The sequence below is a fragment of the Mesorhizobium sp. M0910 genome (assembly GCF_040319465.1).
In the GTDB taxonomy this organism is placed as follows: Bacteria; Pseudomonadota; Alphaproteobacteria; order Rhizobiales; family Rhizobiaceae; genus Mesorhizobium.
Genome location: NZ_JAMYNZ010000007.1, coordinates 44,888 through 71,057, shown reverse-complemented (window position 1 = coordinate 71,057; position 26,170 = coordinate 44,888). Strand labels below are relative to the sequence as shown.

23 protein-coding genes, 1 tRNA gene and 3 pseudogenes are annotated in these 26,170 nt (G+C 63.8%); 6 read left to right on the top strand and 21 right to left on the bottom strand.

What is annotated here, in order from left to right; all coding sequences use genetic code 11:
* Nucleotides 1-7: 7 nt before the first annotated feature.
* The 5 genes from NKH78_RS18525 to obgE form a co-directional block, all read right to left on the bottom strand.
* Nucleotides 8-1,297, bottom strand: coding sequence for an MFS transporter (locus NKH78_RS18525; protein ID WP_352737822.1), 1,290 nt, complete (start codon nt 1,295-1,297; stop codon nt 8-10).
* Between the two features lie 74 nt (nt 1,298-1,371).
* Entirely contained in the window at nt 1,372-1,959 is a 588-nt protein-coding gene (locus tag NKH78_RS18520; protein WP_352687105.1) for a nicotinate-nucleotide adenylyltransferase, read from the bottom strand.
* 135 nt (nt 1,960-2,094) lie between these two features.
* Nucleotides 2,095-3,381: a glutamate-5-semialdehyde dehydrogenase gene (locus NKH78_RS18515; RefSeq protein WP_352737823.1), complete on the bottom strand. Its 1,287-nt coding sequence runs from the start codon at nt 3,379-3,381 to the stop codon at nt 2,095-2,097.
* 13 nt (nt 3,382-3,394) lie between these two features.
* Nucleotides 3,395-4,549 carry a glutamate 5-kinase gene (gene proB / locus NKH78_RS18510; protein WP_352737824.1) on the bottom strand — a complete coding sequence of 385 codons (1,155 nt, stop codon included), beginning with the start codon at nt 4,547-4,549 and terminating at the stop codon, nt 3,395-3,397.
* Nucleotides 4,550-4,551: 2 nt separating this feature from the next.
* Nucleotides 4,552-5,583 carry a GTPase ObgE gene (obgE, locus tag NKH78_RS18505; protein ID WP_352737825.1) on the bottom strand — a complete coding sequence of 344 codons (1,032 nt, stop codon included), beginning with the start codon at nt 5,581-5,583 and terminating at the stop codon, nt 4,552-4,554.
* 171 nt (nt 5,584-5,754) lie between these two features.
* Here obgE and NKH78_RS18500 point away from each other — a divergent pair.
* Nucleotides 5,755-6,087: pseudogene (locus NKH78_RS18500) on the top strand (endonuclease/exonuclease/phosphatase family protein); the annotation flags it as partial.
* A gap of 58 nt (nt 6,088-6,145) precedes the next feature.
* Here NKH78_RS18500 and NKH78_RS18495 read toward each other — a convergent pair.
* The 3 genes from NKH78_RS18495 to NKH78_RS18485 all read right to left on the bottom strand — a co-directional run bounded on the left by NKH78_RS18495 (nt 6,146) and on the right by NKH78_RS18485 (nt 7,924).
* Nucleotides 6,146-6,733, bottom strand: a complete 588-nt coding sequence (locus NKH78_RS18495; protein WP_352737826.1) for a GNAT family N-acetyltransferase — start codon at nt 6,731-6,733, stop codon at nt 6,146-6,148.
* A gap of 115 nt (nt 6,734-6,848) precedes the next feature.
* Nucleotides 6,849-7,118 carry a 50S ribosomal protein L27 gene (gene rpmA / locus NKH78_RS18490; RefSeq protein ID WP_023678077.1) on the bottom strand — a complete coding sequence of 90 codons (270 nt, stop codon included), beginning with the start codon at nt 7,116-7,118 and terminating at the stop codon, nt 6,849-6,851.
* A gap of 98 nt (nt 7,119-7,216) precedes the next feature.
* Nucleotides 7,217-7,924, bottom strand: a complete 708-nt coding sequence (locus NKH78_RS18485; RefSeq protein WP_352737827.1) for a 50S ribosomal protein L21 — start codon at nt 7,922-7,924, stop codon at nt 7,217-7,219.
* A gap of 338 nt (nt 7,925-8,262) precedes the next feature.
* On the opposite strand from NKH78_RS18485, the gene NKH78_RS18480 reads away from it, so the two are divergent.
* Nucleotides 8,263-8,352, top strand: a tRNA-Ser gene (locus tag NKH78_RS18480).
* A 73-nt stretch (nt 8,353-8,425) separates the two neighbouring features.
* Here NKH78_RS18480 and NKH78_RS18475 read toward each other — a convergent pair.
* A pseudogene (locus NKH78_RS18475) lies at nt 8,426-8,779 on the bottom strand (DUF308 domain-containing protein); the annotation flags it as partial.
* A 600-nt stretch (nt 8,780-9,379) separates the two neighbouring features.
* On the opposite strand from NKH78_RS18475, the pseudogene NKH78_RS18470 reads away from it, so the two are divergent.
* Together NKH78_RS18470 and NKH78_RS18465 are read left to right on the top strand one after the other, a co-directional pair.
* Nucleotides 9,380-10,297, top strand: a pseudogene (locus NKH78_RS18470) (alpha/beta fold hydrolase).
* A gap of 104 nt (nt 10,298-10,401) precedes the next feature.
* Nucleotides 10,402-10,725 (top strand): hypothetical protein, encoded by a 324-nt coding sequence (locus NKH78_RS18465; protein ID WP_352777840.1) that lies wholly within the window; start codon nt 10,402-10,404, stop codon nt 10,723-10,725.
* A gap of 21 nt (nt 10,726-10,746) precedes the next feature.
* Here NKH78_RS18465 and recQ read toward each other — a convergent pair whose 3' ends face one another.
* From recQ to uxaC, 9 genes are all read right to left on the bottom strand, one after another.
* Nucleotides 10,747-12,585, bottom strand: coding sequence for a DNA helicase RecQ (recQ, locus tag NKH78_RS18460; protein WP_352777843.1), 1,839 nt, complete (start codon nt 12,583-12,585; stop codon nt 10,747-10,749).
* 363 nt (nt 12,586-12,948) lie between these two features.
* A complete protein-coding gene (locus NKH78_RS18455; protein WP_352740020.1) occupies nt 12,949-13,287 on the bottom strand; it encodes a cupin domain-containing protein in 339 nt (112 codons plus the stop codon).
* 24 nt (nt 13,288-13,311) lie between these two features.
* Complete coding sequence (gene kduD, locus NKH78_RS18450; protein ID WP_352740022.1) at nt 13,312-14,079, bottom strand: 2-dehydro-3-deoxy-D-gluconate 5-dehydrogenase KduD; 768 nt, start codon at nt 14,077-14,079, stop codon at nt 13,312-13,314.
* The gene (gene kduI, locus NKH78_RS18445) at nt 14,076-14,933 is read right to left on the bottom strand and encodes a 5-dehydro-4-deoxy-D-glucuronate isomerase (protein WP_352740024.1); all 858 of its coding nucleotides are present in this window, start codon (nt 14,931-14,933) and stop codon (nt 14,076-14,078) included. The genes kduD and kduI overlap by 4 nt, the downstream gene beginning before the upstream one ends.
* A 28-nt stretch (nt 14,934-14,961) precedes the next feature.
* Nucleotides 14,962-15,738, bottom strand: coding sequence for a FadR/GntR family transcriptional regulator (locus tag NKH78_RS18440; RefSeq protein ID WP_352618125.1), 777 nt, complete (start codon nt 15,736-15,738; stop codon nt 14,962-14,964).
* 10 nt (nt 15,739-15,748) lie between these two features.
* The gene (locus NKH78_RS18435) at nt 15,749-17,029 is read right to left on the bottom strand and encodes a TRAP transporter large permease (RefSeq protein ID WP_023678089.1); all 1,281 of its coding nucleotides are present in this window, start codon (nt 17,027-17,029) and stop codon (nt 15,749-15,751) included.
* A 4-nt stretch (nt 17,030-17,033) separates the two neighbouring features.
* A complete protein-coding gene (locus NKH78_RS18430) occupies nt 17,034-17,561 on the bottom strand; it encodes a TRAP transporter small permease (protein ID WP_023719697.1) in 528 nt (175 codons plus the stop codon).
* Between the two features lie 103 nt (nt 17,562-17,664).
* Entirely contained in the window at nt 17,665-18,642 is a 978-nt protein-coding gene (locus NKH78_RS18425; RefSeq protein ID WP_023678091.1) for a TRAP transporter substrate-binding protein, read from the bottom strand.
* A gap of 37 nt (nt 18,643-18,679) precedes the next feature.
* The gene (gene uxaC, locus NKH78_RS18420) at nt 18,680-20,089 is read right to left on the bottom strand and encodes a glucuronate isomerase (RefSeq protein ID WP_352740026.1); all 1,410 of its coding nucleotides are present in this window, start codon (nt 20,087-20,089) and stop codon (nt 18,680-18,682) included.
* 175 nt (nt 20,090-20,264) lie between these two features.
* Here uxaC and NKH78_RS18415 point away from each other — a divergent pair, with 175 nt between their 5' ends.
* Both NKH78_RS18415 and uxuA read left to right on the top strand, forming a co-directional pair.
* Complete coding sequence (locus NKH78_RS18415) at nt 20,265-21,815, top strand: mannitol dehydrogenase family protein (protein ID WP_352740027.1); 1,551 nt, start codon at nt 20,265-20,267, stop codon at nt 21,813-21,815.
* A complete protein-coding gene (gene uxuA / locus NKH78_RS18410; RefSeq protein WP_352883440.1) occupies nt 21,812-22,990 on the top strand; it encodes a mannonate dehydratase in 1,179 nt (392 codons plus the stop codon). The genes NKH78_RS18415 and uxuA overlap by 4 nt, the downstream gene beginning before the upstream one ends.
* 1 nt (nt 22,991) lies before the next feature.
* Here uxuA and lepB read toward each other — a convergent pair whose 3' ends face one another.
* The 3 genes from lepB to atpD all read right to left on the bottom strand — a co-directional run bounded on the left by lepB (nt 22,992) and on the right by atpD (nt 26,148).
* Nucleotides 22,992-23,966: a signal peptidase I gene (lepB, locus tag NKH78_RS18405; protein ID WP_502899819.1), complete on the bottom strand. Its 975-nt coding sequence runs from the start codon at nt 23,964-23,966 to the stop codon at nt 22,992-22,994.
* A 90-nt stretch (nt 23,967-24,056) separates the two neighbouring features.
* Nucleotides 24,057-24,464 carry a F0F1 ATP synthase subunit epsilon gene (locus tag NKH78_RS18400; protein WP_352489184.1) on the bottom strand — a complete coding sequence of 136 codons (408 nt, stop codon included), beginning with the start codon at nt 24,462-24,464 and terminating at the stop codon, nt 24,057-24,059.
* A 118-nt stretch (nt 24,465-24,582) separates the two neighbouring features.
* Complete coding sequence (atpD, locus tag NKH78_RS18395; protein WP_352740031.1) at nt 24,583-26,148, bottom strand: F0F1 ATP synthase subunit beta; 1,566 nt, start codon at nt 26,146-26,148, stop codon at nt 24,583-24,585.
* Nucleotides 26,149-26,170 lie beyond the last annotated feature (22 nt).

Sequence of the window (26,170 nt, the reverse complement as noted above, 5' to 3'; positions counted from 1 at the left end):
AGGGTGTTCAAATTTCTTCGCGCCCGCGTTGACCTTCGGGCGCGAAGGCGAGATCGACGGGCAACGGCGCCTGCGCCGTCATCGGCGCGAAACTGCCGGTCTCGGTGGCGGGCACAGGCCGCACCATAACGACTCGCCGAAGAACGAACAGGCAGTAGGCGGCGGCAATGACGATTGCCACATAGATGAAGGCCTGCGTGCCGTAGACGGCGGAAAGCCCGGTCACGACGCCGGGCACGACGAAGCCGGACAGCGACCAGGCGAACAAAAGCGAGCTCGACAGCGCCACCATGTCGTCCTTGCCGGCGCGATCGCCGGCATGGGCGCTGGCCAGAGAGTAGATCGATTCCGAGGCGCCGTCCCAGACCACGTAGATGACGAGCAGCGCCACCAGCGCGCCGCCATCGAAACCGAGGGCAAACAGGCCCGCCGCGGCGGCAAGCGCCGACGCCGCGATCAGCACGAAGCGCCGGTCGGTGCGGTCGGAAATCCAGCCGAGCGGGATCTGCAGGATCAGCGTGCCGACCGGCATTGCCGAAAGCAGCAAGGCGACGTCGGCCTGGCTGTAGCCCTTGGCCGTGGCATGGATCGGCGCAAAGCCCGAGATCGTCATCGACAGGCCGCCGACGGCAAGCATGCCGGCAACGCCGACCGGCGAGATCCGCCAGGCGCGGCCGAGCGCCACGGACGCCGCTTGCGGCGCCGGCGGCTGCGCAAGCCGCGTCAACCCGACGGGAAGGATCGACAGCGCGGTGAAGGCAATGCCGATCAGCGGCGCGTCGGCCGCGCGGATATCGATCAACGCCAGCGTCGAATAGCCGACGCCGAGTCCGGCGACATAGGCAACGTAGAAGATAGCCATGACCCGGCCGCGGATGGCGTTGGCAACGACATCGTTCAGCCAGCTCTGCGCGACGATGAACAGGCCGCAAATGGCAAAGCCGTAGAGCGCCCGTGCAGCGATCCACGGCAAGGGATGCGGCCCGGCGCCGACCGCGGCGTTGGACAGCACGATGAGTGCCGACAGCACCATGAACACGCGGGCATGGCCGACACGCCGCACCAGCGGCCCGGTCAGGATGCAGCCGGCGAGGCCGCCAGCCGAAAGGCCGGTGACGATCAGCCCCGCCCAAGTCGGATCGAAGCCTGCGGCGCCAAGCCGGACTGGGATATAGGCGAACATGAGCCCATTGCCGACGGCGATCAGCGCCATCGACAAGAGGATACTGACAATGGCGATCGACGGGGCCGGCTGCCCTAGACCGTTCTTGTCCTGGTCGCGCTCGAGAATCGTCATGACCGAGGATCGCCCATCAAGCACGTCAAGGCAGCGGCAAAAGCGACATCAGCGGTCTTGCCTTCCGTGTTGGCTCAGCCCCTTGCCACCTTGCGGATCGCGCTCGACGACAGCGACGAACGAGGGCCGTGGATGAAGGTCCAGGCCGGCGCGTCCATGCGGGCGAGCCGCGGCGCGTCGCCCTCGTCGACGCGGGCATAGTCGAACGTCTTGGCGACCACCGACGACAGGAACGACAGTGTCGCGCCCGGCCGGTCGACCACCGCGATCGGGAACGTCATGACGATGCGGCGCCAGCGCTGCCAGCGGTGGAAGTCGCGAAGCGAGTCGGCCCCCATGATCCAGACGAAATCGACACCGGGGTTACGCGCCTTGACCAGCGCCAGCGTATCGGCGGTGAAGCGGACGCGGTGGGCCGCCTCGAAGGCGGTGACCTTGATCTTCGGGTTCTTGGCGATCTTTTCGGATAGCTGCAGCCGCTCGGCCAGCGGCGCCAGGTCACCGGCATTCTTGAGCGGGTTGCCGGGCGTCACCATCCACCACAGCTGATCGAGCGCAAGGCGTCTGAGCGCGATCTCGGCGACCAGCGCATGGCCGGCGTGCGGCGGGTTGAACGAACCGCCGAACAGCCCGACCGCCACGCCTTTCCCGGCATGCGGCATCTTGAGGTAGCGCGGAGGGACGGGATGCTCGGAAGGGGATAGCATCGTGCTAAGCACCCCCCTTGCGGAGGAGATGTCCGGCAGGACAGAGGGGGATGGCTGGGCGCAAACTTCAAGCCCTAGCGGCGAAAAAGGTCAAGGCCTCACCTGTCCCGACCCGCGTACGCGGTATTTGAACGACGTCAGCTGCTCGACGCCGACCGGCCCGCGCGCATGCATCTTGCCGGTGGCAATGCCGATTTCGGCGCCCATACCGAACTCGCCGCCATCGGCAAACTGGGTCGAGGCATTGTGCAGAAGGATCGCCGAATCGATCTCGTTGAAGAACCGTTCGACGGCCTTTGCATCCTCGGCGATGATCGCCTCGGTGTGATGCGAGGAGAACGTCTCGATATGCTCGATCGCGCCGCCAATGCCGTCGACCAGCTTCACCGCAATGATGGCGTCGAGATATTCGGTCACCCAATCTGCATCGGTCGCGGGCTGGGCGTCGGAATAAAGCTTCAGCACCTCGGCATCGGCATGGATCTCGCAGCCTGCCGCCTGTAGGGCCCCGAGGATCGGCACCAGGTGCGTGCCGGCGACGGCACGGTCGACCAGCAGCGTCTCGGCAGCACCGCACACCCCGGTGCGTCGCATCTTGGCATTGACCGCGATCTTGACCGCCATGTCGAGATCGGCCGATCGGTCGATATAGAGATGGCAGATGCCCTCGAGATGCGCGAAGACCGGCACCCGTGCCTCGTTCTGCACACGCTCGACCAGGCTGCGGCCGCCGCGCGGAATGATGACCTCGAGATTGCCGGAAAGCCCTTTCAGCATTTCGCCGACGGCGGCGCGATCGGTGGTCGGCACCAATTGTATGGCATCCTCCGGCAGCCCGGCTGTCTTCAGCCCCTCGACCAGGCAGGCATGGATCGCGGCGGAAGAATTCGCCGAATCCGAGCCGCCGCGCAGGATCACCGGATTGCCCGCCTTGAGGCAGAGCGCGCCGGCATCGGCGGTCACGTTCGGCCGGCTCTCATAGATGACGCCGACGACGCCGAGCGGCGTGCGCACCCGTTCGATATGCAACCCGTTCGGCCGCTCCCAGGCGGCAATGACATTGCCGACCGGATCGCGCAACCCGGCGATTTCATTTATACCGTCTGCCATGGCGCGGATGCGGGCGGGATCGAGCTTCAGCCGATCCATCGACGCTGCCGACAGGCCAGCCTCCTTGCCGTTTCTGATGTCGATGGCATTGGCGTCGAGGATATCCTGCTCATATCGAAGGATCGCCTGAGCCATGCCGACCAGCGCCGCGTGCTTGCGCTCGGCCGCTGCGATAGCCAGCGGTCGGGCCGCGGCACGCGCGCGGCGGCCGATATCGGCCATCAGCGCCACGGTATCGTCCCGGGATTTTTCATGCAGCGTCAGCATGGCTCATCCTCCGCTATTCAACCTGATCACCGACTACTTGCTCGCCGCCGGCATGGCTCACCACAAGGTCGTCGCGGTGGATCATGGCCGAACGCGCCTCGTAGCCGAGCACGGTTTCGATCTCGGTCGTCTTCAGGCCAGCGATCCTTACGGCATCGGCGGCATCATAGGCAACCAGCCCGCGCGCTATCTCGCGGCCCTCGGGCGACAGGATCGCCACCGTATCGCCGCGCGCAAAATTGCCGCTGACCAATTTGACGCCGGCCGGCAGCAGCGACTTGCCGGAGAGCAGCGCGCCGATGGCGCCGGCATCGACGGTCAGCCGTCCTGCAGGTTCGAGCTGCCCGGCGATCCAGGTCTTGTAGCCCTTGACCGGATTGGCACTCGGCCGGAAGAAGGTGGCGCGCTCGCCGCGCTCGATTGCCAGCAGCGGCGACAGCCGCGTGCCCGATGTGATGATCATGGCGGCGCCGGCGGCGGTGGCGATCTTGCCGGCGTCGAGCTTGGTGCGCATGCCGCCGCGCGACAATTCCGAAGCGGCAGCACCCGCCATTGCCTCGATGTCGGGAGTGATGCGGTCGACGACGGGAATGAACCGAGCTTGCGGGTCGCGCGCAGGCGGTGCCGTGTAGAGCCCGTCAATGTCGGAAAGCAGCACCAAAAGGTCGGCGCCCATCATAGTGGCGACGCGCGCCGCCAGCCGGTCGTTATCGCCATAGCGGATTTCCGATGTCGCCACCGTGTCGTTCTCGTTGATGACCGGCACTGCCGTCATCTTGAGCAGCGTCGAGATCGTCGCCCGCGCGTTGAGGTAGCGGCGGCGCTCTTCGGTGTCGCCGAGCGTCAGCAGGATCTGGCCCGATTTCAAGCCATTCTTGCCGAGCGCATCCGACCAGGCGCCGGCCAAGGCGATCTGGCCGACGGCAGCAGCGGCCTGGCTCTCCTCGAGCTTCAGCGCTCGCTTGCCGAGGCCGAGGATGGTGCGGCCGAGCGCAATCGCCCCGGAAGACACGACGAGAATTTCTGCGCCGCCATTGGCCAGCACGGCGATGTCGTCGGCAAGCGAGGCCAGCCAGTCGCGCTTCAGGCCCGTCGTGCGGTCGACAAGCAGCGCCGAGCCGATCTTGACGGCAATGCGCCGATAATTTTTCAGCGATTGCGCGGCCATGGCTATGTGTTCCAGCGCGTCTCGACCGGCGCAGCGACAGCTTCGCGGGCCTCCGCCACTACAGCCATCAGCGCGCGCAACACCGCCTCGACGCCTTCGCCGGTGACAGCAGAAAGCAGCATCGGCGCGCGGCCGGCGGCACGTTTCAGCGAGGCGGCCTTTTTCTTGCGTGCGTCGGCATCGAGTATGTCGACCTGGGAAAGCGCGACGATTTCGACCTTGTCGGTCAGCCCGTTGCCGTAAGCGTCGAGCTCGGCACGCACGGTCTTGTAGGCCTTGGCCGGATTTTCTTCCTGCGCCGAGACGAGATGCAGAAGGACGCGCGTGCGCTCGACATGGCCAAGGAAGCGGTCGCCGATGCCGACCCCTTCATGCGCGCCTTCGATCAGGCCCGGAATGTCGGCGATGACGAACTCGCGCCCGTCGATGCGGGCCACGCCAAGGCCCGGATGCAGGGTGGTGAAGGGATAGTCGGCGATCTTCGGCTTGGCCGCGGTGACCGCCGCCAGGAAGGTCGACTTGCCGGCGTTGGGCAGCCCGACAAGGCCGGCATCGGCGATCAGCTTCAGCCTGAGCCAGATGTTGAGCTCTTCGCCTGGCAGTCCGGGATTGGCGCGGCGCGGCGCCTGGTTGGTCGAGGTCTTGAAGTGCTGGTTGCCGAAACCGCCATTGCCGCCCTTGGCCAACAGGAAGCGCTGGCCGACGACCGTCAGATCGCAGATCAGCGTCTCATTGTCCTCGGCAAAGACCTGTGTTCCGGCCGGCACTTTCAGCGTTACGTCGGCCCCCTTGGCGCCGGTCATGTTGCGGCCCATACCGTGCGTCCCGGTCTTGGCCTTGAAATGCTGCTGATAGCGATAGTCGATCAGCGTGTTTAGTCCGTCGACCGCCTCCACCCAGACATCGCCGCCGCGGCCACCATCGCCGCCGTCCGGACCGCCGAACTCGATGAACTTTTCGCGCCGGAACGACACCGAACCGGCGCCGCCGTCGCCGGAGCGGATGTAGACCTTGGCTTGATCGAGAAATTTCATCGGATTGTATGGTTTCTGTTATTGGCTTTGCGGGATTGCTCTAAACCAAGGCGGGTCGAAGGGCGAGGGCCGTTTTTGCTACTGTAACGTCGCGCGTAGCTCTGGACGCGTAGCATTTGGTTGACCCTTGCCGAAAATCGATCCTCGGCTTTCCAAGCGCGAGATGTCGGAATGAAGCTGGTAACTTACAATATCCACTACGGCGTCGGCCTCGACGCCCGCTATGATGTCGGCCGTATCGCCGATGCCGTGCGCGGCGCCGACGTGATCGCGCTGCAGGAGGTCACCCGCGCTAACCCGAAGAATGGCGGCCGCGACATGGTGGCCGACCTCGGCGAGGCGCTGCCCGACTATTTTGCCGTCTACGGCAGCAATTTCGAAGCCGACGCCGGCTCGCGCCTGGAGAACGGCCGCGCCATCACGACCACCTTCCAGCTCGGCAACATGGTGCTGTCGAGGACGCCGATCCATCTGTCGCGCAATCTCCTTTTGCCGCGCAGCCGGCAAGCGGCCGGTTCGGACCACTTGCCGGTCTGGCTAGAGATGGCGTGAGCCGCATCCATCAAAAATGCACCCAGTTCCTGAGACTGGTCCAGGTCTTGCGATCGAGGCGGTAGCGTTCGACCGGCACCTGACCGGCAACGATCGAATTCAGCATGCCCTGGCCGGCATACTGGAAGCCGCATTTGTGGATGACGCGGCGCGAGGCCGGATTGATAACCCGCGTCGAGGCGTGCAGCACCTGGATCGTGGTTCTCTGGAAGGCAAGGTCGACCAGTGCGTGCGCTGCCTCCGTCGCGTAGCCGCGTTTCCAGTACGGCTCGCCTATCCAGTAGCCGAGCTCCAGCCCGCGATCCGTTGTGTTGAGTCCGGCACAGCCGACGAAGGTCTCGGTGCCGGCCAGCGTCAACGCATAGGCGATTCCAGCCCGGCGCGATGCCGTCATAGCCAGGAAAGCGCGTGCCTCCGCCTCGCCATAGGGATGCGGCATGCGAGCCAGCATTTCCGCGACACGGCGGTTGTCGGCGAGCGCCACCAATTGCTCGATGTCGCTTTCACGCGGGGCACGCATGACCAGCCGCTCGGTCGCGAGCACCGGGCAATCTATCGTGTAACTTTCGTCGTCTGAGTCTTCCGCTTCGGCAACCATGTCAGTCCTCCAGGCAAGAAAAAAGGGAGATGGAAACCCATCTCCCCTGATCCTTTTCCTGGCTTGGCCAGACACCGGTCCCGAGATGGGTGCCGGTGTTCTCGTGCGGAACCGGCTACTCCGCTGCCTTCGTCATCGGGTTCACCGATACGTAGGTTCGGCCATTGGCTTTTTTGTTGAAGGTGACTGCGCCAGCTTCGAGCGCAAACAGCGTGTGGTCCGTGCCAATGCCGACATTGGTGCCGGGATGCCACGTCGTGCCACGCTGACGAATGATGATGTTGCCCGGAATCACGGCTTCGCCGCCGAACTTCTTCACGCCGAGCCGCTTGGAATGGGAGTCGCGACCATTGCGCGACGATCCGCCAGCTTTCTTGTGTGCCATCTAACTACTCCGATGCGCCGTGAGGCGCCTAAACGATCTTATGAACGCGTTCGCGTTCCGTTTCAAGTCCGATCCGGCGACGATTGCGCCGGTTCGTTTTACTTTTTCGCCAATTCCTTGGCCTGCTCGCGCCAGTCCTTGATCTGGTCGGCGCTGAACGGCATGTGCTCGTCGATCTTGGCGACATCCTTGTCGGACAGTTTCGCGATCTGTGCGAAGGTCGTGATGCCCTGTTCGTTGAGCTGGCCGGCTGCAACCGGACCGATGCCCTTGATCACGGTCAGATCGTCGGGTTCGCCCTTCGGTGCCTTGAACAGCGGAGCGGCGGTTTCGGTTGCCTTGGCCTCGGTCGTCTCAGCCTTGGCTTCCTTCTTCGGCGCAGCCTCTGCCTTGTCTTCGGCCTTCGGCGCGGCTTCAGCCTTCGCCTCGGTCTTGGCTGCAACCTCGGCCTTCGCTTCGGTCTTGGCGGCGGCCTTCTTCGCCGGCTTGGCGCCATCCAGCAGGATCTCGGCGATCCTGACGGTGGTCAAAAGCTGGCGATGGCCGATCTTGCGGCGCGAATTCTGCCGGCGGCGCTTCTTGAAGGCGATGACAGTGCGGTTCTTGCCCTGTTCGACGACTTCGGCGGTGACCAAGGCGCCGTCGACGAATGGCGCACCGAACGTGACGTTCTCGCCCTCGCCATGCGCGAGCACCTGGCCGATCTCGACGATATCGCCGACATTGGCTTCGAGTTTTTCGATCTTCAGGAGATCGTTGGCGGCAACGCGATACTGCTTGCCGCCCGTTTTGATGACTGCGAACATTTTTTGCCTTTCGCTGTTCGGTCGGCCTTGATGAACCGCCTAAGGCGGTTCGGCCGTCTTTTTGTCAGTCTGCGGGTTCAAAAAACAAGCGGCGCGGAAGATCCCTCCACGCCGATTGCGCGCTGTCCCTAACCGAAGGTTCGGTTTGAGTCAAGGCAAGCGCCGCGGGCAAGCTGCAAACGGGTTGAGCCCAGTCCTTGCAAATATCGAGCAGCGGCTGCCGGAGGCTCGAAGGAAGCAGGGACAGAAGCTGCGGCGACGGGGCAGATTGGCCCTTGTAACCTGCCTGTCCAGCCGTTATCTAGTGCGCCGCGCCGGCAACGGCGGACCATGACCGCGGAGAGGTGGCAGAGTGGTCGAATGCACCGCACTCGAAATGCGGCATGGGTGCAAGCCCATCGGGGGTTCGAATCCCTCCCTCTCCGCCACTTCGGAATGGTACGACCCGAGCCATAGATAACTGCATCTCTCATCGCGCCGGTAATGGCTTAAGATCGCGGCCTATGCAGCCTTCCGCCGCAATTGGCTCACACTCAGCCACACCGCCGAAACCAGAAAGTAGAGGGCGCCTACTGCGGCATAGCCGGCCACGTTGCTGATGGATGGCGGCATCGGCATCCGCCTGCACGATGAAAAAGGTGCCTGCCAGCGCTGATTGCCCTCCGCTCAGGATCATCGCCCACTGTGCACACCATAGCTCTCCCAACGGCGGACTGCGGTGCCGAGTTGAAGCAGGCCGGACAGGATCGCCCATAGGCCGAACACCCCGAGCACCCAATTCATGCTCACCTCCAGCGCGAGAACGACCGCGGCCGTTGTCGCGCTACTGACCACGACATTGATGGTCTGTCTGCGAAAGCGCCGGGTGTTTGTCGATCGAGGTAGCCATCCCACTTCGGGGAGGAGGGCAACGCCCTCCGGTCGACCGGATCATTGCGATCGCCGGGCGGCACTAGGCGTTTGCACCGACTGCGCTATCTCCCCATCGTTAGCCTTGTTCTATCGCTGGTTGAAGACTGGGAGGTTTCCATGGATCGGCGACTATTTTTGACAGGAATGTTTGGCATTGCCGGGGCCGCGGCCCTTGCAAGCACAGTTCGGCCAATCAACGCAGTGGCCGGCGTTCCAACTGCCAGAAGCGGCATTCTCGATGAACTCGAGGCGCCGGATGTCGAAACCTTCGACGACGACGAAACTCAAGCCGAGTTGCAACCAGTCTATCATCGCCGGTGGCACCGGCCGCGTCGGCGCCGCCGGCGTGCTTGGAGAAGGGTCTGTCGCGTTTACTGGCGAAATGGCTATCGGCGCAGGCGGTGCTTCCGCAGGCGCGTGTGGGTCTGGTTTCGATTCTAGCAACTGGCCGGCTTGAACCCAGGCCATCGCGGCCGGGGTTCGCCTCAGGCGGCCGTTAGCGCCCTTGGAGAGCTTGTCTAAGGGCGCCCGAGGAGGCTGACGGTGTTTGCAGGTTTCAGAGCCACCAGCTTGCGACTGGACGATACGACCATTTTCGCAAGGGTCGGCGGCACCGGTCCGCCGCTGCTGCTTCTTCACGGTTTTCCAGAAACGCATCTGATGTGGAGGGATATCGCCGCAGCCTTGGCGCCCCGCTTCACGGTGGTCGCCGCCGACCTTCGAGGCTATGGGCAAAGCGGATGCCCGGTTTCATCTGCCGATCATAGCCCATACGCCAAGCGCGCCATGGCCGGCGACATGGTTCAGGCCATGAAGCAACTGGGGTTTGAGCGGTTCATGGTTGCCGGGCATGACCGTGGCGGGCGGGTTGCCTATCGCCTGGCGCTCGACCATCCCGACAAAGTGCTCAAAATCGCCGTCCTCGACATCATCCCCACCGCCGCAACATGGGATCGGGCGGATGCCAGACTGGCACTCGGCTTCTGGCCCTGGAGCCTTCTTGCCCAGCCGGAGCCCCTGCCGGAGCGTCTGATAGGCGCGGCTCCCGATGCCGTCGTCGACGATGCAATAACGCAGTGGGGATCGTCGGCGAAAATGGTCTCCAAAGAGGTCAGGGACGCCTATGTTGATGCGCTTCGCGATCCCGCGCATATTCACGCCATCTGCGAAGAGTATCGCGCCGCTGCGACGATCGATCGTGAACATGACGCGCTGGACTAGGTAAACGGTAGTCGCATCGAGTGTCCGCTAGTGGCGCTATGGAGTGGCGAAGGCGCCCTGGAGAACTGGTATGCGCAAGAGGGCGGGCCGCTGGCCATTTGGAGGAAATGGGCCGACAGAGTGGAAGGACGCGCTGTTCAAGGCGGGCACTTTTTCCCGGAAGAGCACCCCGACAAAACGGCAGCGGCACTCTCGGAATTCTTCGAGGATAAACAGGACGGTCAGCACAGAGTATTGTAGAGGTCACATGCTTCAGTTACGCCGAACCTCGGGAGTGCTTCGCGGCCTGAGATCGAGAACCCTCCGAAATTCGCTCGGCCGGCGTCAACGTGCTTGAAAAGAAAATGAAGGCGATCTCCACGGCCGCGCCTCTGATATGCAGCCTGATGTTTGTCGGAAGTTGCGCATCGCCTTTGCCTGCATCCTTCGATGCTGCGAAATACGACAAGATGAGTTGCGTCGAGCTCAACGTGGCGATGGGCGCTGTCGCCGACGAAATGTCGGCGACAGCCATCGCTCGTGGCAAAGTCGTCCACACCAACATTCCGGGCTGGCTGTTGGGAGGGCAGCGTGTCGCCTCGACCGTGGCTGCCCGTCAGAGTGCGAAGCTCGAGCGCTTGCGGCAGCAGGAGGCTGCGATTGCGGCGGCGAGGCGAAGCAGGTGCTGATTACGTCACTGAAGTGGGTCTTCAGCCCGCCACACCAGATTGATGCGCAGCGATCGCGCCGAGGAATATCTCGCCGAAATCCTTGAGCTTGGCGGCGCCGACGCCGTTGACCGCGGCGAAGGCGTCCAGATCGCGCGGGCAGCGTTCGGCCATATCGATCAGTGTACGATCCGAAAAGATCACGAAGGCCGGCACCTGGCGTTCCCGGGCAAGACGCAGCCGTACAGCCTTGAGCGCGGCCAGCAGCACCGAATCCAGACCTTCCGTGCCTGCTGCGGTATCCTGTGCGGTCCGTATCTTGCCTCGCGATGACTGGCGCGCGTCCACGCGATACCGGAACGAGGCCTCGCCCCGAGCCAGCGCACAGCCCTTCTCGGCAACGGCGAGGCCGCCATGGCCCGTTGAGTCCAATGTCAGAAACCCTCCCGCGACGAGCTGGCGGACCAGCGACAGCCACACATTTTTCTTGTGCGCGACACCGGTGCCGAAGCTAGCAAGCCTGTGGTGGTTCCTGTCCAGGACCTTCTCGGTCTCATGGCCGAGCAGAACATCGACGACATGGCCGGCGCCAAAGCGCTCGCCGGTCTGTGCGATCGCCGCCAGGATGAGCCGTGCCTCCGCCTCACCATCCGCATGCGGCGCCTGGTCGAGGCAGTTGTCGCAATTGCCGCAAGGCGAAGCACTCTCGCCGAAATAGCCAAGCAGGATCTGACGGCGGCACTGCGTCGTCTCGCAGTAGCCGATCAGCGTATCGAGTCGGCCATGCGCGCGCCTTTTGTGCTCAGCCGGCGCGTCCTCGTCTTCGATGAAAAGCCGGCGCATGCGGATATCGCCGAGACCGAAGAGCATATGTGCCTCGGCCGCCCGCCCGTCGCGGCCCGCCCGCCCGATTTCCTGATAATAGGCCTCCAAGCTGCCCGGCAGGTCGGTGTGGAAGATATAGGCGACGTCCGGCTTGTCGATCCCCATGCCGAAGGCGATGGTCGCCACCATCACCACGCCGGACAAGGTCATGAAAGCGTTTTGATTCGCTTCACGCGCGTCCTTGCTCATGCCGGCATGATAGGCGAGCGCGCGTACGCCGTTCCGCTCGAGGAACGCCGCCATCTCTTCGGTCTTTTTGCGCGACAGGCAATAGACGATCCCGCTGCGGCCTGCATGGCGCTGCACGAAGTTTAGCAATTGGCGCTTGCTGTCCTGCTTGGGCTCAATGCCTAGCTTGATGTTCGGCCGGTCGAAGCCGAGCACCACCGTATCGACGCGTCGGTCGAACAGTTGCGCGGCAATGTCGGTGCGCGTCGTCTCGTCCGCCGTCGCCGTCAGCGCAATGATCGGCACTTTCGGGAAGATATCACGTAGTCTCGACAATTCTTCGTATTCGCGCCGGAACGCCGGTCCCCATTGCGAGATGCAATGTGCCTCGTCGATGGCGATCAGCCGGACATCGAGCTTGGTCAACGCCTCGAGCATTCGCACGGTCATCAACCGCTCCGGTGCAAGATAGAGCAGGCGCGTCTGGCCTGCGGCGACACGGCGCCATGCAGCGACATTGGCATCGCGGTCGAGCGAGGAATTGATCGTATCGGCCGCCACGCCGGCAAGCCGCAATGCGGCGACCTGATCCTGCATCAGGGCCACCAGCGGCGAAACGACAATGGTGAGCCCGCCCAGCACCAGCGCTGGGACCTGGTAGCAGAGCGATTTGCCGGCGCCGGTCGGCATGACAGCCAGCACATGATGCCCGGCCAGCAACGCCTCCATCACGGCCGCTTGGCCGAGACGAAAATCATCGAAGCCGAATACATCCTTCAGGACGCGCCGCTTGGAATCCTCCACCGGGACGCTCGCCGCTATCTGCATTAGGGAACTTTCGGGGATACGACCTGCCGAAATTCGCCGGCGAATCGCCAGGTGATTGCCTGGACAGCAGATTCGAACATTTATCGACCTCTCTGGTCCTGTCCGCGGCACCGCCCGAGGCGAACTTCTCTCTCATTGGCCGATATCAGACCGTCCTTCCAGCCCCTATTCGCTTTGGCTGTGAATATCGCACCGCCTCGGAGCGGTTAATCCTATCTTCACCATCATTCGGCAGGTTCAGGTTCTGCGGTGATGTTTTGAGTACCGCGGCGCCACAAGCGCCCAGGCAACACGCCCGCGTCTCTCCGGAGGCGCGGGTTTTTTCGTTCTGAGAACCGGCTGCCTGATCTTCGGGCCCGCAGCTCAGTCGAGGAAATCGGCGCGGTGCGGCGTAAAGCTGTCGACCAGTCGTCCCGCCTGCAGCGCCTTGACGCCATGGATAAGGTTGGAAGGAACGATGAAGGTGCTTCCGGCTTCCAGTATCTCGGTCCTGCCGTCGATGGTGACCTCGAAGCGCCCTTCGGCGACGTAGCTCGCCTGGACGTGCGGGTGCGAGTGCAGCGCGCCGACGCCACCCTTGTCGAAACCGAACTCGACCATCATCAGCTCGTCCGTGTGCAGGAGCACGCGCCTGCGATTGCCATCCGGCGTCGGCGTCCATGCGCCCTCACCGGCATGCGAGAAGATTTTGGTTCCGGTCATCGCCAAACTCTCGTCTTTGGTTGCTCATCGCGCCAGCCAGCCGCCGTCCACCGGCATCACCGCGCCATGCATATAGTTCGACGCCGGCGCCAGCAGGAAGACGGCTGCGTCGCCGATGTCTTCCGGCGCACCCCAGCGCCCGGCCGGAATGCGCGCCAGGATCGACGCGCTGCGGTCGGGATCGGCGCGCAGCGCCTCGGTGTTGTTGGTCTCGATATAGCCCGGCGCAATGCCGTTGACATTGATGCCCTTTGCCGCCCATTCGCAGGCAAGCAGCCGGGTGATGCCGAGCACGCCATGTTTGGAGGCGGTGTAGGAGGCGACGCGGATGCCGCCCTGGAAACTCAGCACCGAGGCGATGTTGACGATCTTGCCGCGCCGCCCCGGCTCGGCAAGCACGCGCCTGGCAAAGCGCTGGCTGAGGAAGAACACCGTCTTGAGATTGACGCCGATGACGTCGTCCCAGTCGGCTTCGGTCAGTTCGACCGCATCGGCACGCCGGATAATGCCGGCATTGTTGACCAGGCCGTCGAGCGCCCCCGTATCGTCCCAGACGCGGTCAAGCATGGCCTGGGCAGCGGCATCGTCGCCAAGATCGCAGCGGACGGCTTCGAAGCGTCCGCCGGCCGCTGCAATCTTCTCCGCCGTCTCGTCCATCGCCGAGCGGCCGACGCCGACCACCGCGCCGCCGGCGCGCGCGATCGACACGGCAATGCCCTGGCCGATGCCGGTATTGGCGCCGGTGACGAGGATGCGCTTGCCGGCAAGGCTGAAGGCCGAGAGATCGCTCACTTGAGCTCCTCCATCGCCACCAGGTCGACATCGGTATAGTCGACATTGTCGCCAGCCATCGCCCAGATGAAGGCGTAGTTCGAGGTGCCGGCGCCCGAATGGATCGACCATCCCGGCGACAGCACCGCCTCCTCGTTGCGCATGACGAGATGGCGCGTTTCGTCCGGTTCGCCCATGAAGTGAAACATCCGCGCCGCCTCCGGCAGGTCGAAATAGAGATAGGCCTCCATGCGCCGGTCATGCACATGGCATGGCATGGTGTTCCAGACGGAACCGGGGGCAAGCTGCGTCATGCCGACGACAAGCTGACAGGTCTTTACCCCATCGGCATGGATGAACTGGAAGATCGAGCGCTCGTTGGAGGTCGCCTGGCTGCCGAGATCGAGCCGCTTGGCATCGCCGATGCGGATCAGCCGGTTGGGATGGCCCTGATGCGCCGGCGCGCTGAGCAGGTAGAATTTAGCCGGCGCTGCCGGATTGGTCGCAGCAAACGATACCTCATCCGTGCCCATGCCGAGATAGAGCATGTCGCGCGCCTGCAACTCGTAGGATTGACCGCCGGCTTTCACGACGCCGGCACCGGCGATGTTGACGATGATCATCTCACGGCGGTCGAGAAAATTCTTGGTCCCGGTCGGCTTGATCGCCTGCAGCGGCAGCGGTGTACCGGCGGGCATGGCGCCGCCGACTATCATGCGGTCGTAATGGGTGTAGGTCAGGCTGATGCGGCCGGGCTGGAACAAGTCCTCGATCAGGAAATAGTGTCGCAGCTCGTCCGTTCCCATGGCTGCGGCACAAACAGGATCGATGGCGAAGCGGGAGGTGAAATCCGTATGATTGTCAGTGTGATTCATTGCTGTCCCATGGGGCTGCCTCAATTGCTTATTCAGTTGCCGCGGCCTTGACCGAGTCGGCATAAAAAATCTGGCGCGCGTGCAGGCGCTCGCGATAGCGCTGCTGGCTGGCACCGAGATGCGCGCGCATCGCCTCCCGCGCCGCTTCGGCATCGCCTGCCGAGATGGCGTTGAGGATCATCAGGTGTTCGCGCTGCAGGCCGCGCTGGTAGGCGTCCGATTGGGCGAACTCGGTCGACCAGGGCGAGGTCACATCGCAAGGAATAGCGCGCCGGCCGAGCACGTCGAGCATCTCGACATAGAACGGATTGTTGGTGGCGCTGGCGATTGCGCGGTGGAAGGCAAGGTCTGCCGGTCCCGTCGGCTCGCTGTTGAGGAGCAGCCGTTCGAACTCGAAGAAGGCTTCCTGGATTGCCGCTTCCTGCGCGGCGTTGCGCCGGATGGCGGCGAGCCCGGCGGATTCGATCTCGATCGCCAATCTGACTTCGAGCACGTTGAGGGCAATCGAATCCTTGCTGCCCATCTCCGCTGCCAGAGCACCGAACGCTGTCGAGATATGTTCGGTGACGAAAACGCCGGCGCCTTGGCGCGGCTCGACCAAGCCGTCCGCGGCAAGCTTGGCCAGCGCCTCTCGTATCACGGTGCGGCTGACCCCGAAGGTTTCCGTCAGCTGGCCCTCGGTCGGCAGCTTTTGCCCAGGCTGGATCTCGCCCGCCTGCAGCTGCTTGCGGATCGCCGCGACGACGGTTTCCGAAAGCTTCGGTCTTCGTTCGACGCGGAGCCCGACGGCAGTGTCCGATGCCATGTCGCACCCCCTATTTGAAGACGCTCGGCAGCCATAGCGAAATGGCCGGAATGTAAGTGACGAGCGCCAGCACCACGAGGCCTGCGCCATAGAATGGCCAGATCGAGCGCATCGATTCCCAGACGGATATCTTGCCCACGGCACACGCCACGAACTGCACTGCGCCCACCGGCGGCGTGTTCAGCCCGATGCCGAAATTGAGGATCATGATGACGCCGAAATGCACCGGATCGACACCGTAGGCCTGCGCCACGGGCAGGAAGATCGGCGTGCAAATGATGATCGTCGGCCCCATGTCCATGAACGTGCCGAGGAACAGCATCAAGAGGTTGAGCAGCAGAAGCACGACCAGCGGATCGTCCGAGATCGCATTCATGGAGGCGATGAGCGCTGCCGGCACTTTCAGGAAGGCCATCAGCCACGAGAACGCCGCCGCCATGCCGATGATAAGCAGCACCATGGCAGTGGTGCGCACGGCGCCATGGGTGGCATGAACGAACCCTTCCCAGGTCATCTGCCGGTAAACGAAGACGGTCACGAGCAGCGCATAGATGACGGCGATACAGGAACTCTCGGTGGCGGTGAAGACGCCCGATCGCACGCCGCCGAAGATGATCGCGATCAGTAGCAGGCCGGGCACGGCGACGGCGAAAAGATGCGCGACCGCGGTGAAGCCCGGAAACGCCTCGGTCGGATAGCCGCGGGAGCGCGCCACGATATAGGCGGTGACCATCAGCGACAGGGCCAGCAGCAGGCCAGGGATGATACCGGCCGTGAACAGATCGGCGATCGAGATCTTTCCGCCTGCCGAGATCGAGTAGATGATCATGTTGTGCGACGGCGGCAGCAGCAGCGCGATCAGTGCCGCCATCGACGTGACGTTGACGGCGTAGTCCGCTCCATATCCACGCGCCTTCATCTGCGGGATCATCAGGCCGCCTACCGCCGCTGCCTCCGCCACCGCTGAGCCGGAAATGCCGCCGAACAGTGTAGCGGTTGCAATGTTGACCTGGCCGAGGCCGCCGCGCAAATGGCCGACGAGCGAGCCAGCGAAGGCAACGATCTTGCTGGCGATGCCGCCGCGCACCATCAAGTCGCCGGCGTAGATGAAAAACGGAATGGCCAGCAGCGAAAAGACGCTCATGCCGGAATTCAGGCGCTGGAACACGATGAGCGGCGGCAGGCCCATATAGAGGACGGTGGCGAGGCTTGCGACGCCCAGGCAGAAAGCGATCGGCGTGCCGATAAGCATCAGCAGGGTGAAGACGCCGAAGAGAATCCACAGTTCCATGGCGTCAGACCTTCACGTTGGCGGTGTCGAGTTCGGCCGCGACTTCGGCCGGCGGCAGTTCATCGAGGGCATCGTCGATCGGCGCGCCGGAGAGGCGAAGCACGATGCGCTCCAGCGTGAAGAGCACGATGAGCGCGCCTCCCGCGACAAGCGGGACATAGTCCCAGCCCCCCGATATGCCGAGTGACGGCAAGACGGAGCCCCAGGTCAATGCGACCAGCTGGCTGCCATACCAGATCATGCCGATGCCGAAGGCGAGCGCGACAAGATCCGAAATCATCCGCAGCCAGCGCTTGCCGCCTTTCGGCAGCACGTAGAGCAGTACGTCGAAGCCAAGATGGTAGTTCTCGCGCACACCGACGGCAGCGCCGAGGAAAATGAACCAGCTCATCAGCATCACCGAGCCCGGCTCGGTCCAGCTCGGCGAGCGGTTCAGAACATAGCGGCCGAACACCTGCCAGGCGACGAAGGCGGTCATCAGCACCAGCCCGATGCCGGCGATCGACAGCGCCGCCGTGCTGACGCGCGACATCACTTGCGCGACGCCGGACAGGAGCGGTGTTGGTCTTGGGCTGGAAGTCACCGGTTTTCTCCCCAGGAGGATGGCGGCACGGAATGTCCGCGCCGCCGCTTGATCACTGCACGGCCTTGATGGCTTCGACCATGGCCTTCAGCTTGTCGTCCTTGACGTGCTTCTCGTAGACCGGCCCCATCGCGTCGATGAAGGGCTGCTTGTCCGGCGTCGTGATCTGCGAACCGGCCGCCTCGACCTTGGCGCGCGATTCCTTGACCTTGGCGGTCCACAGCTCGCGCTGCTTGGCGACGCTTTCCTTGGCGGCCGCCTTGAAGATCGCCTGGTCTTCCGGCGTCAGCTTGTCCCAGCTCGACTTCGCCATGACGAAGGCTTCCGGCACCATCGTGTGCTCGTCGAGCGAATAGTACTTGGCGACTTCCGCATGCTTGGCGGTGTCGTAGCTCGGAAAATTGTTCTCCGCGCCGTCGATGACTCCGGTCTCGATCGCCGAATACACCTCGCCATACGGCATCGGCGTCGCGTTGGCGCCGAGTGCCGCCACCATGTCGACGAAGATGTCGGACTGGATGACGCGGAACTTCATCCCGGCCATGTCGGCCACGGTGTTGATCGGCTTCTTCGAATTGTAGAAGGAGCGCGAGCCGCCGTCGTAAAAGGCGAGCAGCACCAGCCCGACCTGGTCGAACGCCGCCGCGATCTGGTCGCCGATCGCCCCGTCCATGACCTTGTGCATATGCTCTTCCGAACGGAAGATGTAGGGCAGCGAGGGCACGGTGGTCTCCGGGATGAGCCCGTTGAACGGCGCCATCGAGACGCGGTTGAGATCGATCACGCCGGTACGCACCTGCTCGATCGTGTCCTTTTCCTCGCCGAGTTGCGCGGAAGGATAGATCTCGACCACATAGCGGCCGGCCGTGCGCTCCTTCACCAGCTCGCCGAAATATTTGACCGCCTCGACCGTCGGATAGCCGTCCGGGTGCGTGTCGGACGAGCGCAGGACCGTCTGGGCGCTTGCCGATCCGGCCAGCAGTGCGGCGGCAAGTAGCGTAGCTCCCGCCAGTCTTGAAAAATGCAGCATTGGTTTCCTCCCGTTTGAACGATGGCGGCAAGCGCCGTTAGAGCCGGTACGCCTTTTTCGCGAGCGTATAGGCAAGTTCCTGCGCCAGCTCGTGCGCCTCGTCCTCGCCGAGCCGATGCTCGGCGACGAGACGCGCCAGATATGCGCAATCGACCCGGCGCGCCACATCATGGCGGGCCGGTATGGATGGAAAGGCGCGGGTGTCGTCGTTGAAACCGACGGTGTTGTAGAAACCGGCCGTTTCGGTGGTCATCTCACGGAACCGGCGCATGCCTTCGGGGCTGTCGTGGAACCACCAGGCCGGGCCGAGCTTCAATGCCGGGTAGACGCCGGCGAGCGGCGCCAGCTCGCGCGCATAGCTGGTCTCGTCGAGCGTGAAGAGGATGATGGTGAGGTCGCGCTCCAGCCCGACGCAGTCGAGCAACGGCTTCAGCGCCGTCACATAGTCGGTTCGGGTCGGAATATCGAAGCCTTTGTCCCTGCCGAACTTGTGAAAGATAGCCGGCGAATGATTGCGCCAGGAGCCGGGATGGATCTGCAGGACCAGCCCGTCGTCGCGGCTCATCTTGGCCATCTCGGTCAGCATCTGGGCGCGGAACAGCTTTCGCTCGCGCTCGTCGTCCGAGCCCCGGCGGATGCGGTTGAACAGCTCCTGCGCGGCGGCATCCGAGAGATTGGCGGTTTCGGCCGTCGGATGGCCGTGATCGGAGGAAGTCGCACCGAAACTCTTGAAGAAGGCGCGCCGCTGGCGGTGCGCCTCGAGATAGCCTGTCCAATTGCCGGTATCGCACCCGGTGATCTCGCCAAGCCGGTCGAGATTGGCCGAGAACCCTTCGAAGTCGGGATCGACGATCGCATCCGGCCGATAGGCGGTGATGACGCGGCCCTCCCAGCCGCTGTCGCGGATCATCTGGTGCCATCTGAGATCGTCGAGCGCGCCTTCGGTCGTTGCGATGACTTCAATGTTGAAGCGCTCGAACAGCGCTCGCGGGCGAAAATTCTCCCACTGCAGCAAGGTCGAGATCATATCGTAATGGCGGTCGGCGGTTGCGGCCGTCAGCGGCTCGTCGATGCCGAACAGATGGGCAAGCACATGGTCGAACCACAGCCGGGTCGGCGTACCCCGGAACAGGTAATAATGCTCGGCGAAGCGCCGCCAGATCGTTCTGCCGTCGGTTTCCACCGGCGAGCCGTCAAGCGTCGGCACCCCAAGCTCCTCAAGCCGAACGCCCTGGCTGAACAGCATGCGGAAAATGTAGTGGTCCGGCACGATCAGCAACTGCGCCGGATCGGGAAACGCCTCGTTGAGCGCATACCAGCGCGGATCGGTGTGGCCGTGCGGGCTGACGATCGGCAGGTCCTTGGCCGCGGCGTAGAGATCACGGGCCAGCGAACGCGGGCGCGCCTCGGCGGCAAACAGCAAATCCGGATCCGTCAATGCGGCCACGCAAATCCTCCCAATCCGGACATCGGTAGGGTTGGAAAGAAATAATGTCAACATACAAAAACTGGGTTGTTGTATGATGACTTTTCGTCGGCCATTGCCCATTGTGCGTGACGGCATCGGGTGTTACGCCGCCTGACAGCAGTGACCCAACAATCTCGATCAGACACGTGGCGCAATGACCAATAGACGCCTTTCCTACAGCACGCTGAAGGCACTGCCGGCTTCGGTCACGGTTCCGCGCTACGCCCGCGGCGGCGGCGCACCGGGCATCGTCCATCTCGGTGTCGGTGCCTTCCATCGCGCCCACCAGGCGGCCTATGTCGACGACTGCCTGGCGGCGGGAGAGGCGGACTGGGGCATTGTCGGCGTGTCCTTGCGCAGTCCTGACACGCGCGACGCACTGGAGCCGCAGGATGGCCTCTACACGCTGGCGATCAGGAGCAGCATCGGCGAAGAGCTGCGCGTCGTCGGCTCGATCCTGTCGCTGCTGGTGGCGCCGGAAGATCCGGCTGCGGTGCTCGCCGCCCTGACCGATCCGCGCACCCGCATCGTCACGCTGACGATCACCGAAAAGGCCTATTTGAGGGCAGCCGGCGGCGGCCTCGACAATACCCACCCCGACATCGTCCATGATCTGGCCAACCCGCAAATGCCACGGACGGCGCATGGTTTCCTGACCGAGGCGCTGTCGCGCCGCCGTGCCGCCGGCATCCAGCCTTTCACCGTGCTCTGCTGCGACAACCTTCCGGCCAATGGCGCCACGCTGCACCGCCTGCTGGTCGAATTCGCCGCACTGCGCGATGCCAGGCTCGCCACTTCAGGCGATGCCAGGCTCGCCACTTCAGGCGATGCCAGGCTCGCCACTTCAGGCGATGCCAGGCTCGCCGCACACATCGCCGACGGCGTCGCGTTTCCGTCGAGCATGGTCGACCGTATCGTGCCGGCGACTACCGACGCCGACCGGGCGCGTATCGCCGTCGAGCTCGGCGTCGAGGATGCCTGGCCGGTGATGACCGAGCCGTTCTGCCAATGGGTGGTCGAAGACGATTTCCCGGCTGGCAGGCCGGCCTGGGAAAAGTTCGGCGTCACCATGGTCGGCGACGTCGGGCCCTTCGAGGACATGAAGCTGCGGCTGCTCAACGGCTCGCATTCGGCAATCGCCTATCTCGGCCTGCTCAGCGGCTACGACACGGTCGACCGCGCCTTTGCCAATCCGGCGATCCGGCAATTCGTCGACGGACTATGGGCCGAGGCCATCCCGACGCTGCCGCAGGACGCCGGGCTCGATACGGCCGGCTACACGGCCCAGCTCGCCGAACGCTATTCGAACACCGCGCTCGCCCATCGCACTGCGCAGATCGCCAATGACGGCAGCCAGAAGCTGCCGCAGCGCATCGTCGCCTCGGCCCTCGATCGGCTGGGTGCCGGTGACCCGCCCGCGCATCTCATGCTGGTGGTGGCGGCCTGGATCACCGCTTGCGAGGCGCGCGGCAAAACCTTGCCGGAAGCCCATTTCACCGACCCGATCGACACTCGGCTTACGGCGCTCGGCAGCCGGCCGGCTGGTGAAACGGTGACAGCGATGTTCGATCTCGCCGGCTTCGCCAAGGATCATGCCCACCGCATGACACTGATCGATCTGACGGCAGCCCATCTCGAGCGCCTGCGGCGGGGCGGCACTGCCGCAGCTTTGGCGGCGCTTGGCATAGGGAGTGAGAAGCCATGAGACAGACCTGGCGCTGGTTCGGGCCGGACGATCCGGTGACGCTTGCCCATGTCCGTCAAGCCGGCGCCGTCGGCATCGTCAGCGCGCTGCACCACCTCAACGACGGCCGCGCCTGGCCGGCAGACGAGATCGCCAGGCGCAAGGCCGAGATCGATGCAGCAGGGCTGACCTGGGACGTGGTCGAGAGCATCGTCGTGCACGAGGACATCAAGACCCGCAGCGGCGACTGGCGCAGCCTGATCGACAATTACAAGGCTTCGATCCGCGCCGTCGCCGCCGCCGGTATGAACACCGTCTGCTATAATTTCATGGCGATCACCGACTGGACGCGGACGGACCTCGATTACCCGATGCCGCATGGCGGCACGGCGCTCCGCTTCGATGTCGTCGAGCTCTGCGCCTATGACGTCTTCATCCTTGAGCGAGAAGGGGCGGAGGCCGATCACCCACCGGCCCGCGTCGAGGCCGCGCGTGTGCGACTGCAAGGGATGAGCGACAGCGACAAGGCAAGGCTGGAGCGCAACCTGATCGGCTGGGTCCCGGCGCGCGAATTCATCTTCGATCGGGCAAGCTTCCGCCGCGCCCTCGACCTCTACAAGGACGTCTCCACCGAAGGCCTGCGCGAAAACCTGTTTGCCTTCCTGCGCGAGATCGTGCCGGTGGCCGAAGAGGCCGGCCTCAGGATGGCGATCCACCCCGACGATCCGCCTTTTTCGCTGTTCGGCCTGCCGCGAATCGTTTCCAAGGCAGCCGATGCCCGCGCGCTGCTCGACGCCGTCGCTTCGCCGGCAAACGGGCTGACACTGTGCACCGGCTCCTACGGCGCGGGCGCGCAGAACGATCTGCCCGCAATGGCCAAGGCCTTCGCCGAAAACATCCATTTCGCCCATCTGCGCAACGTCACCAAGGAGCCAGACGGCTCCTTCCACGAAGCCGAGCACCTCGACGGCGACACCGACATGGTGGCGGTCGTGTCGGCGCTGATTGGCGAAGAGCGGCGGCGCAAGGCGGCAGGCAGGGCGGACTGGCAGATTCCGATGCGTCCCGACCATGGCCACGCCATCGTCGACGACATCGGCAAGAAGGTGAACCCCGGCTATTCCTGCATCGGACGGCTGAAGGGCCTCGCCGAACTGCGCGGCGTGATGCGCGCAGTAGAGGCACTGACGGTTTGAGCTATTTGCCTGACGAATCCAATATTTGTCGGGACGAATAGTCGACGCCTTTGGAATTCCAGAACAGCCGCACGGCCTTGCCGACCAGATTTTCATAGGGGACAAACCCGACACTGAACCGGCTGTCGGAGGCATTGTCGCGATTGTCACCAAGCACGAAGTAGTGGCCTTCGGGCACCTCAAACACGCGCGTATTGTCGCCGATCGAGTTGTCGGTGAGGTTGAGAACGGAATGGGTGACACCCCCCGGCAAGGTTTCGCTTTGGAGTTTGGCTCTCGAGAACTCGTCGGACGAAAAAGTACCAATATCGTCGAGTCCCACTGCGACATCGTTGATATGAAGCACCCCGTCGATGATCTGGATCTTCTCGCCGGGAAGGCCGACGATCCGCTGGATGTAGTCCACGCTCGGATCGGGCGGGAACTTGAAGACAACCACATCTCCCCTTTTGGGTTCCGCGCCGAATATACGTCCATCAACGGGAAGCAAGTTGAACGGCTCGCTGTAGCGGCTGTAGCCGTATGCCATTTTGGAGACGAAGAGATAGTCGCCTTCCTGCAACGTCGGCACCATGCTGCTGGAGGGAATCGAAAAAGGCTGGAGCAGGAACGCGCGTATTGCGAATGCAGCCGGATACGAGGTCAGAAAGACGAGCACCAGCACCGAAAGCCCACGCGCGTACCATCTGTCCGGCTTGAACCGGTGCGCGAAGGGAACAACGATCGATGCCCACAGGGCCATCAAACCGATCCCTGAAAAATTGGCCCACCAAGCAAGATCGACGCCAGGCAATACCGGAAAGCCAATGTAAACAAGCGCGAAAACGACGACGCTGATCACCACCAGGCTGGCGACCGCCAGTTTGCCGCTGCCGATCCAGAGGAACCCGCCAAACGGGCCGCCAAAGGCCGAAACGAGGGCCGTCGACCATCTGGATCGCGAGATAGTTTCTTGTTGCACTGCTTGTTCTGTCATCGGCCACCCCCCACGCCAAGCCAGCCAGACTGTCCACCAAACAAAAAAGCGGGGCAAGCCCGCTTTTTCAGTTAGTCATTTGAGCGGAACTCACGCCGGCAGGATGGCGCCTTCGAGCGTGGTGAGCTGGTTGAGGAACTGCTCGGCCTTGCTGCGGGTCTGGTCGTCCTTGGCGTCGGCGGCGTCTTCCCTCGCCTCCTGGATGCGGCGGGCAAGGTCGGCGCGGTCGATGTCGCCGACGGCCACAGCCGATTCCGCCAGAAGCGTGCAGCCGGCCGGAACGATGTCGGCAAAGCCGCCGAACACCACATAGCGCTCTTCCTTGCCTTGCGCGGTCTTCAGCGTAACGACGCCCGGCTTGATTGTGGTCATGACCGGCGCGTGATGCGCCATGACAGTCATCTCGCCTTCGGCGCCCGGGATGACGACGGATTCGACCTGCTCGGAAACCAAGAGGCGCTCCGGCGAGACCAGTTCGAATTTGAAAGCTTCAGGCATGATCAATTTAGCGACTGGTGAATGGTGAATGGTGAACGGTCAGAAAGAATGACCTTCACTCAGCCCCGATTTCCTATCCGCTACTCCCCATTCACAATTCACTATTGACCATTCACCATCAGGCCGCTTCAGCGGCCAGGCGCTGTGCCTTCTCGACCGCTTCCTCGATGCCGCCGACCATGTAGAAGGCGGCCTCCGGCAGATGGTCGTAATCGCCGTTGCAAAGGCCCTTGAAGCCCTTGATGGTGTCGGCGAGGTCGACCAGCTTGCCCGGTGCGCCGGTGAACACTTCGGCGACGAAGAAGGGCTGCGACAGGAAGCGCTCGATCTTGCGGGCGCGGGCCACGGTCTGCTTATCCTCTTCCGACAGCTCGTCCATGCCCAGGATGGCGATGATGTCCTGCAGCGACTTGTAGCGCTGAAGGATCGACTGCACCTGGCGGGCGACCTGGTAATGCTCTTCGCCGACAACCATCGGGTCAAGCATGCGCGAGGTCGAATCGAGCGGATCGACGGCCGGATAGATGCCCTTTTCCGAAATCGCGCGGTTGAGCACGGTCGTCGCGTCGAGGTGGGCGAACGAGGTCGCCGGTGCCGGGTCGGTCAGGTCGTCGGCCGGCACATAGATCGCCTGCACCGAGGTGATCGAACCCTTGGTCGTTGTGGTGATACGCTCCTGCAGCGCGCCCATGTCGGTGGCAAGTGTCGGCTGGTAGCCCACGGCCGAAGGAATGCGGCCGAGCAGCGCCGACACTTCCGAGCCCGCCTGCGTGAAGCGGAAGATGTTGTCTACGAAGAACAGCACATCCTGGCCCTGGTCGCGGAAATACTCGGCAACCGTCAGGCCGGTCAGGCCGACGCGAGCGCGCGCGCCCGGCGGCTCGTTCATCTGGCCATAGACGAGCGCCGCCTTGGAGCCTTCGCCGCCGCCCTTCTTGTTGACGCCGGACTCGATGAACTCGTGATAGAGATCGTTGCCTTCGCGGGTGCGCTCGCCGACGCCGGCGAACACCGAGAAGCCGCCATGCGCCTTGGCGACGTTGTTGATCAGTTCCTGGATCAGCACCGTCTTGCCGACGCCGGCGCCGCCGAACAGGCCGATCTTGCCGCCGCGGGCATAGGGGGCCAGCAGGTCGAGCACCTTGATGCCGGTGACCAGGATCTGCGCTTCCGTCGACTGCTCGACATAGGTCGGCGCCGGCTGGTGGATCGAGCGCATCTCGATGCCGTCGACTGGGCCTGCCTCGTCGACCGGCTCGCCGATGACATTGATGATGCGGCCGAGCATGCCCGGGCCGACCGGCACGGTAATCGGTGCACCGGTGTCATAGACGTCCTGGCCGCGGACCAGACCTTCGGTCGAGTCCATGGCGATGCAGCGCACGGTGTTCTCGCCCAGATGCTGGGCAACCTCGAGCACCAGGCGATTGCCGACGTTGATCGTCTCAAGCGCGTTCAGGATCGCCGGCAGATGTTCGCCGAACTGGACGTCGACAACGGCGCCGATGACCTGCCGAACCTTGCCGGCCAGGCCGGTTTTCTTGATGGTGGCGGCCGGCGTATTCACAGCGGCGGCCTTGGTTGCTGCCGCCTTCTTGGCCGGAGCGGCCTTGGTTGCTGCCGCAGCGTTTGCTGGTGCCGCGGCCTTAGGGGCTGCCGTCTTCGGGGTCGCTGCTTTCGCCATCGTCTTTACCCTTTTCGTCTCT

Bases quoted from the DNA above. Each gene is read 5' to 3' on its own strand.
- NKH78_RS18525 (WP_352737822.1), bottom strand. From the start codon at position 1,297: ATGACGATTCTCGAGCGCGACCAGGACAAGAACGGTCTAGGGCAGCCG.
- NKH78_RS18520 (WP_352687105.1), bottom strand. From the start codon at position 1,959: ATGCCGCATGCCGGGAAAGGCGTGGCGGTCGGGCTGTTCGGCGGTTCG.
- NKH78_RS18515 (WP_352737823.1), bottom strand. From the start codon at position 3,381: ATGCTGACGCTGCATGAAAAATCCCGGGACGATACCGTGGCGCTGATG.
- proB (WP_352737824.1), bottom strand. From the start codon at position 4,549: ATGGCCGCGCAATCGCTGAAAAATTATCGGCGCATTGCCGTCAAGATC.
- obgE (WP_352737825.1), bottom strand. From the start codon at position 5,583: ATGAAATTTCTCGATCAAGCCAAGGTCTACATCCGCTCCGGCGACGGC.
- NKH78_RS18495 (WP_352737826.1), bottom strand. From the start codon at position 6,733: ATGGTTGCCGAAGCGGAAGACTCAGACGACGAAAGTTACACGATAGAT.
- rpmA (WP_023678077.1), bottom strand. From the start codon at position 7,118: ATGGCACACAAGAAAGCTGGCGGATCGTCGCGCAATGGTCGCGACTCC.
- NKH78_RS18485 (WP_352737827.1), bottom strand. From the start codon at position 7,924: ATGTTCGCAGTCATCAAAACGGGCGGCAAGCAGTATCGCGTTGCCGCC.
- NKH78_RS18465 (WP_352777840.1), top strand. From the start codon at position 10,402: ATGAAGGCGATCTCCACGGCCGCGCCTCTGATATGCAGCCTGATGTTT.
- recQ (WP_352777843.1), bottom strand. From the start codon at position 12,585: ATGCAGATAGCGGCGAGCGTCCCGGTGGAGGATTCCAAGCGGCGCGTC.
- NKH78_RS18455 (WP_352740020.1), bottom strand. From the start codon at position 13,287: ATGACCGGAACCAAAATCTTCTCGCATGCCGGTGAGGGCGCATGGACG.
- kduI (WP_352740024.1), bottom strand. From the start codon at position 14,933: ATGAATCACACTGACAATCATACGGATTTCACCTCCCGCTTCGCCATC.
- NKH78_RS18440 (WP_352618125.1), bottom strand. From the start codon at position 15,738: ATGGCATCGGACACTGCCGTCGGGCTCCGCGTCGAACGAAGACCGAAG.
- NKH78_RS18435 (WP_023678089.1), bottom strand. From the start codon at position 17,029: ATGGAACTGTGGATTCTCTTCGGCGTCTTCACCCTGCTGATGCTTATC.
- NKH78_RS18430 (WP_023719697.1), bottom strand. From the start codon at position 17,561: ATGTCGCGCGTCAGCACGGCGGCGCTGTCGATCGCCGGCATCGGGCTG.
- NKH78_RS18425 (WP_023678091.1), bottom strand. From the start codon at position 18,642: ATGCTGCATTTTTCAAGACTGGCGGGAGCTACGCTACTTGCCGCCGCA.
- NKH78_RS18415 (WP_352740027.1), top strand. From the start codon at position 20,265: ATGACCAATAGACGCCTTTCCTACAGCACGCTGAAGGCACTGCCGGCT.
- uxuA (WP_352883440.1), top strand. From the start codon at position 21,812: ATGAGACAGACCTGGCGCTGGTTCGGGCCGGACGATCCGGTGACGCTT.
- lepB (WP_502899819.1), bottom strand. From the start codon at position 23,966: ATGACAGAACAAGCAGTGCAACAAGAAACTATCTCGCGATCCAGATGG.
- NKH78_RS18400 (WP_352489184.1), bottom strand. From the start codon at position 24,464: ATGCCTGAAGCTTTCAAATTCGAACTGGTCTCGCCGGAGCGCCTCTTG.
- atpD (WP_352740031.1), bottom strand. From the start codon at position 26,148: ATGGCGAAAGCAGCGACCCCGAAGACGGCAGCCCCTAAGGCCGCGGCA.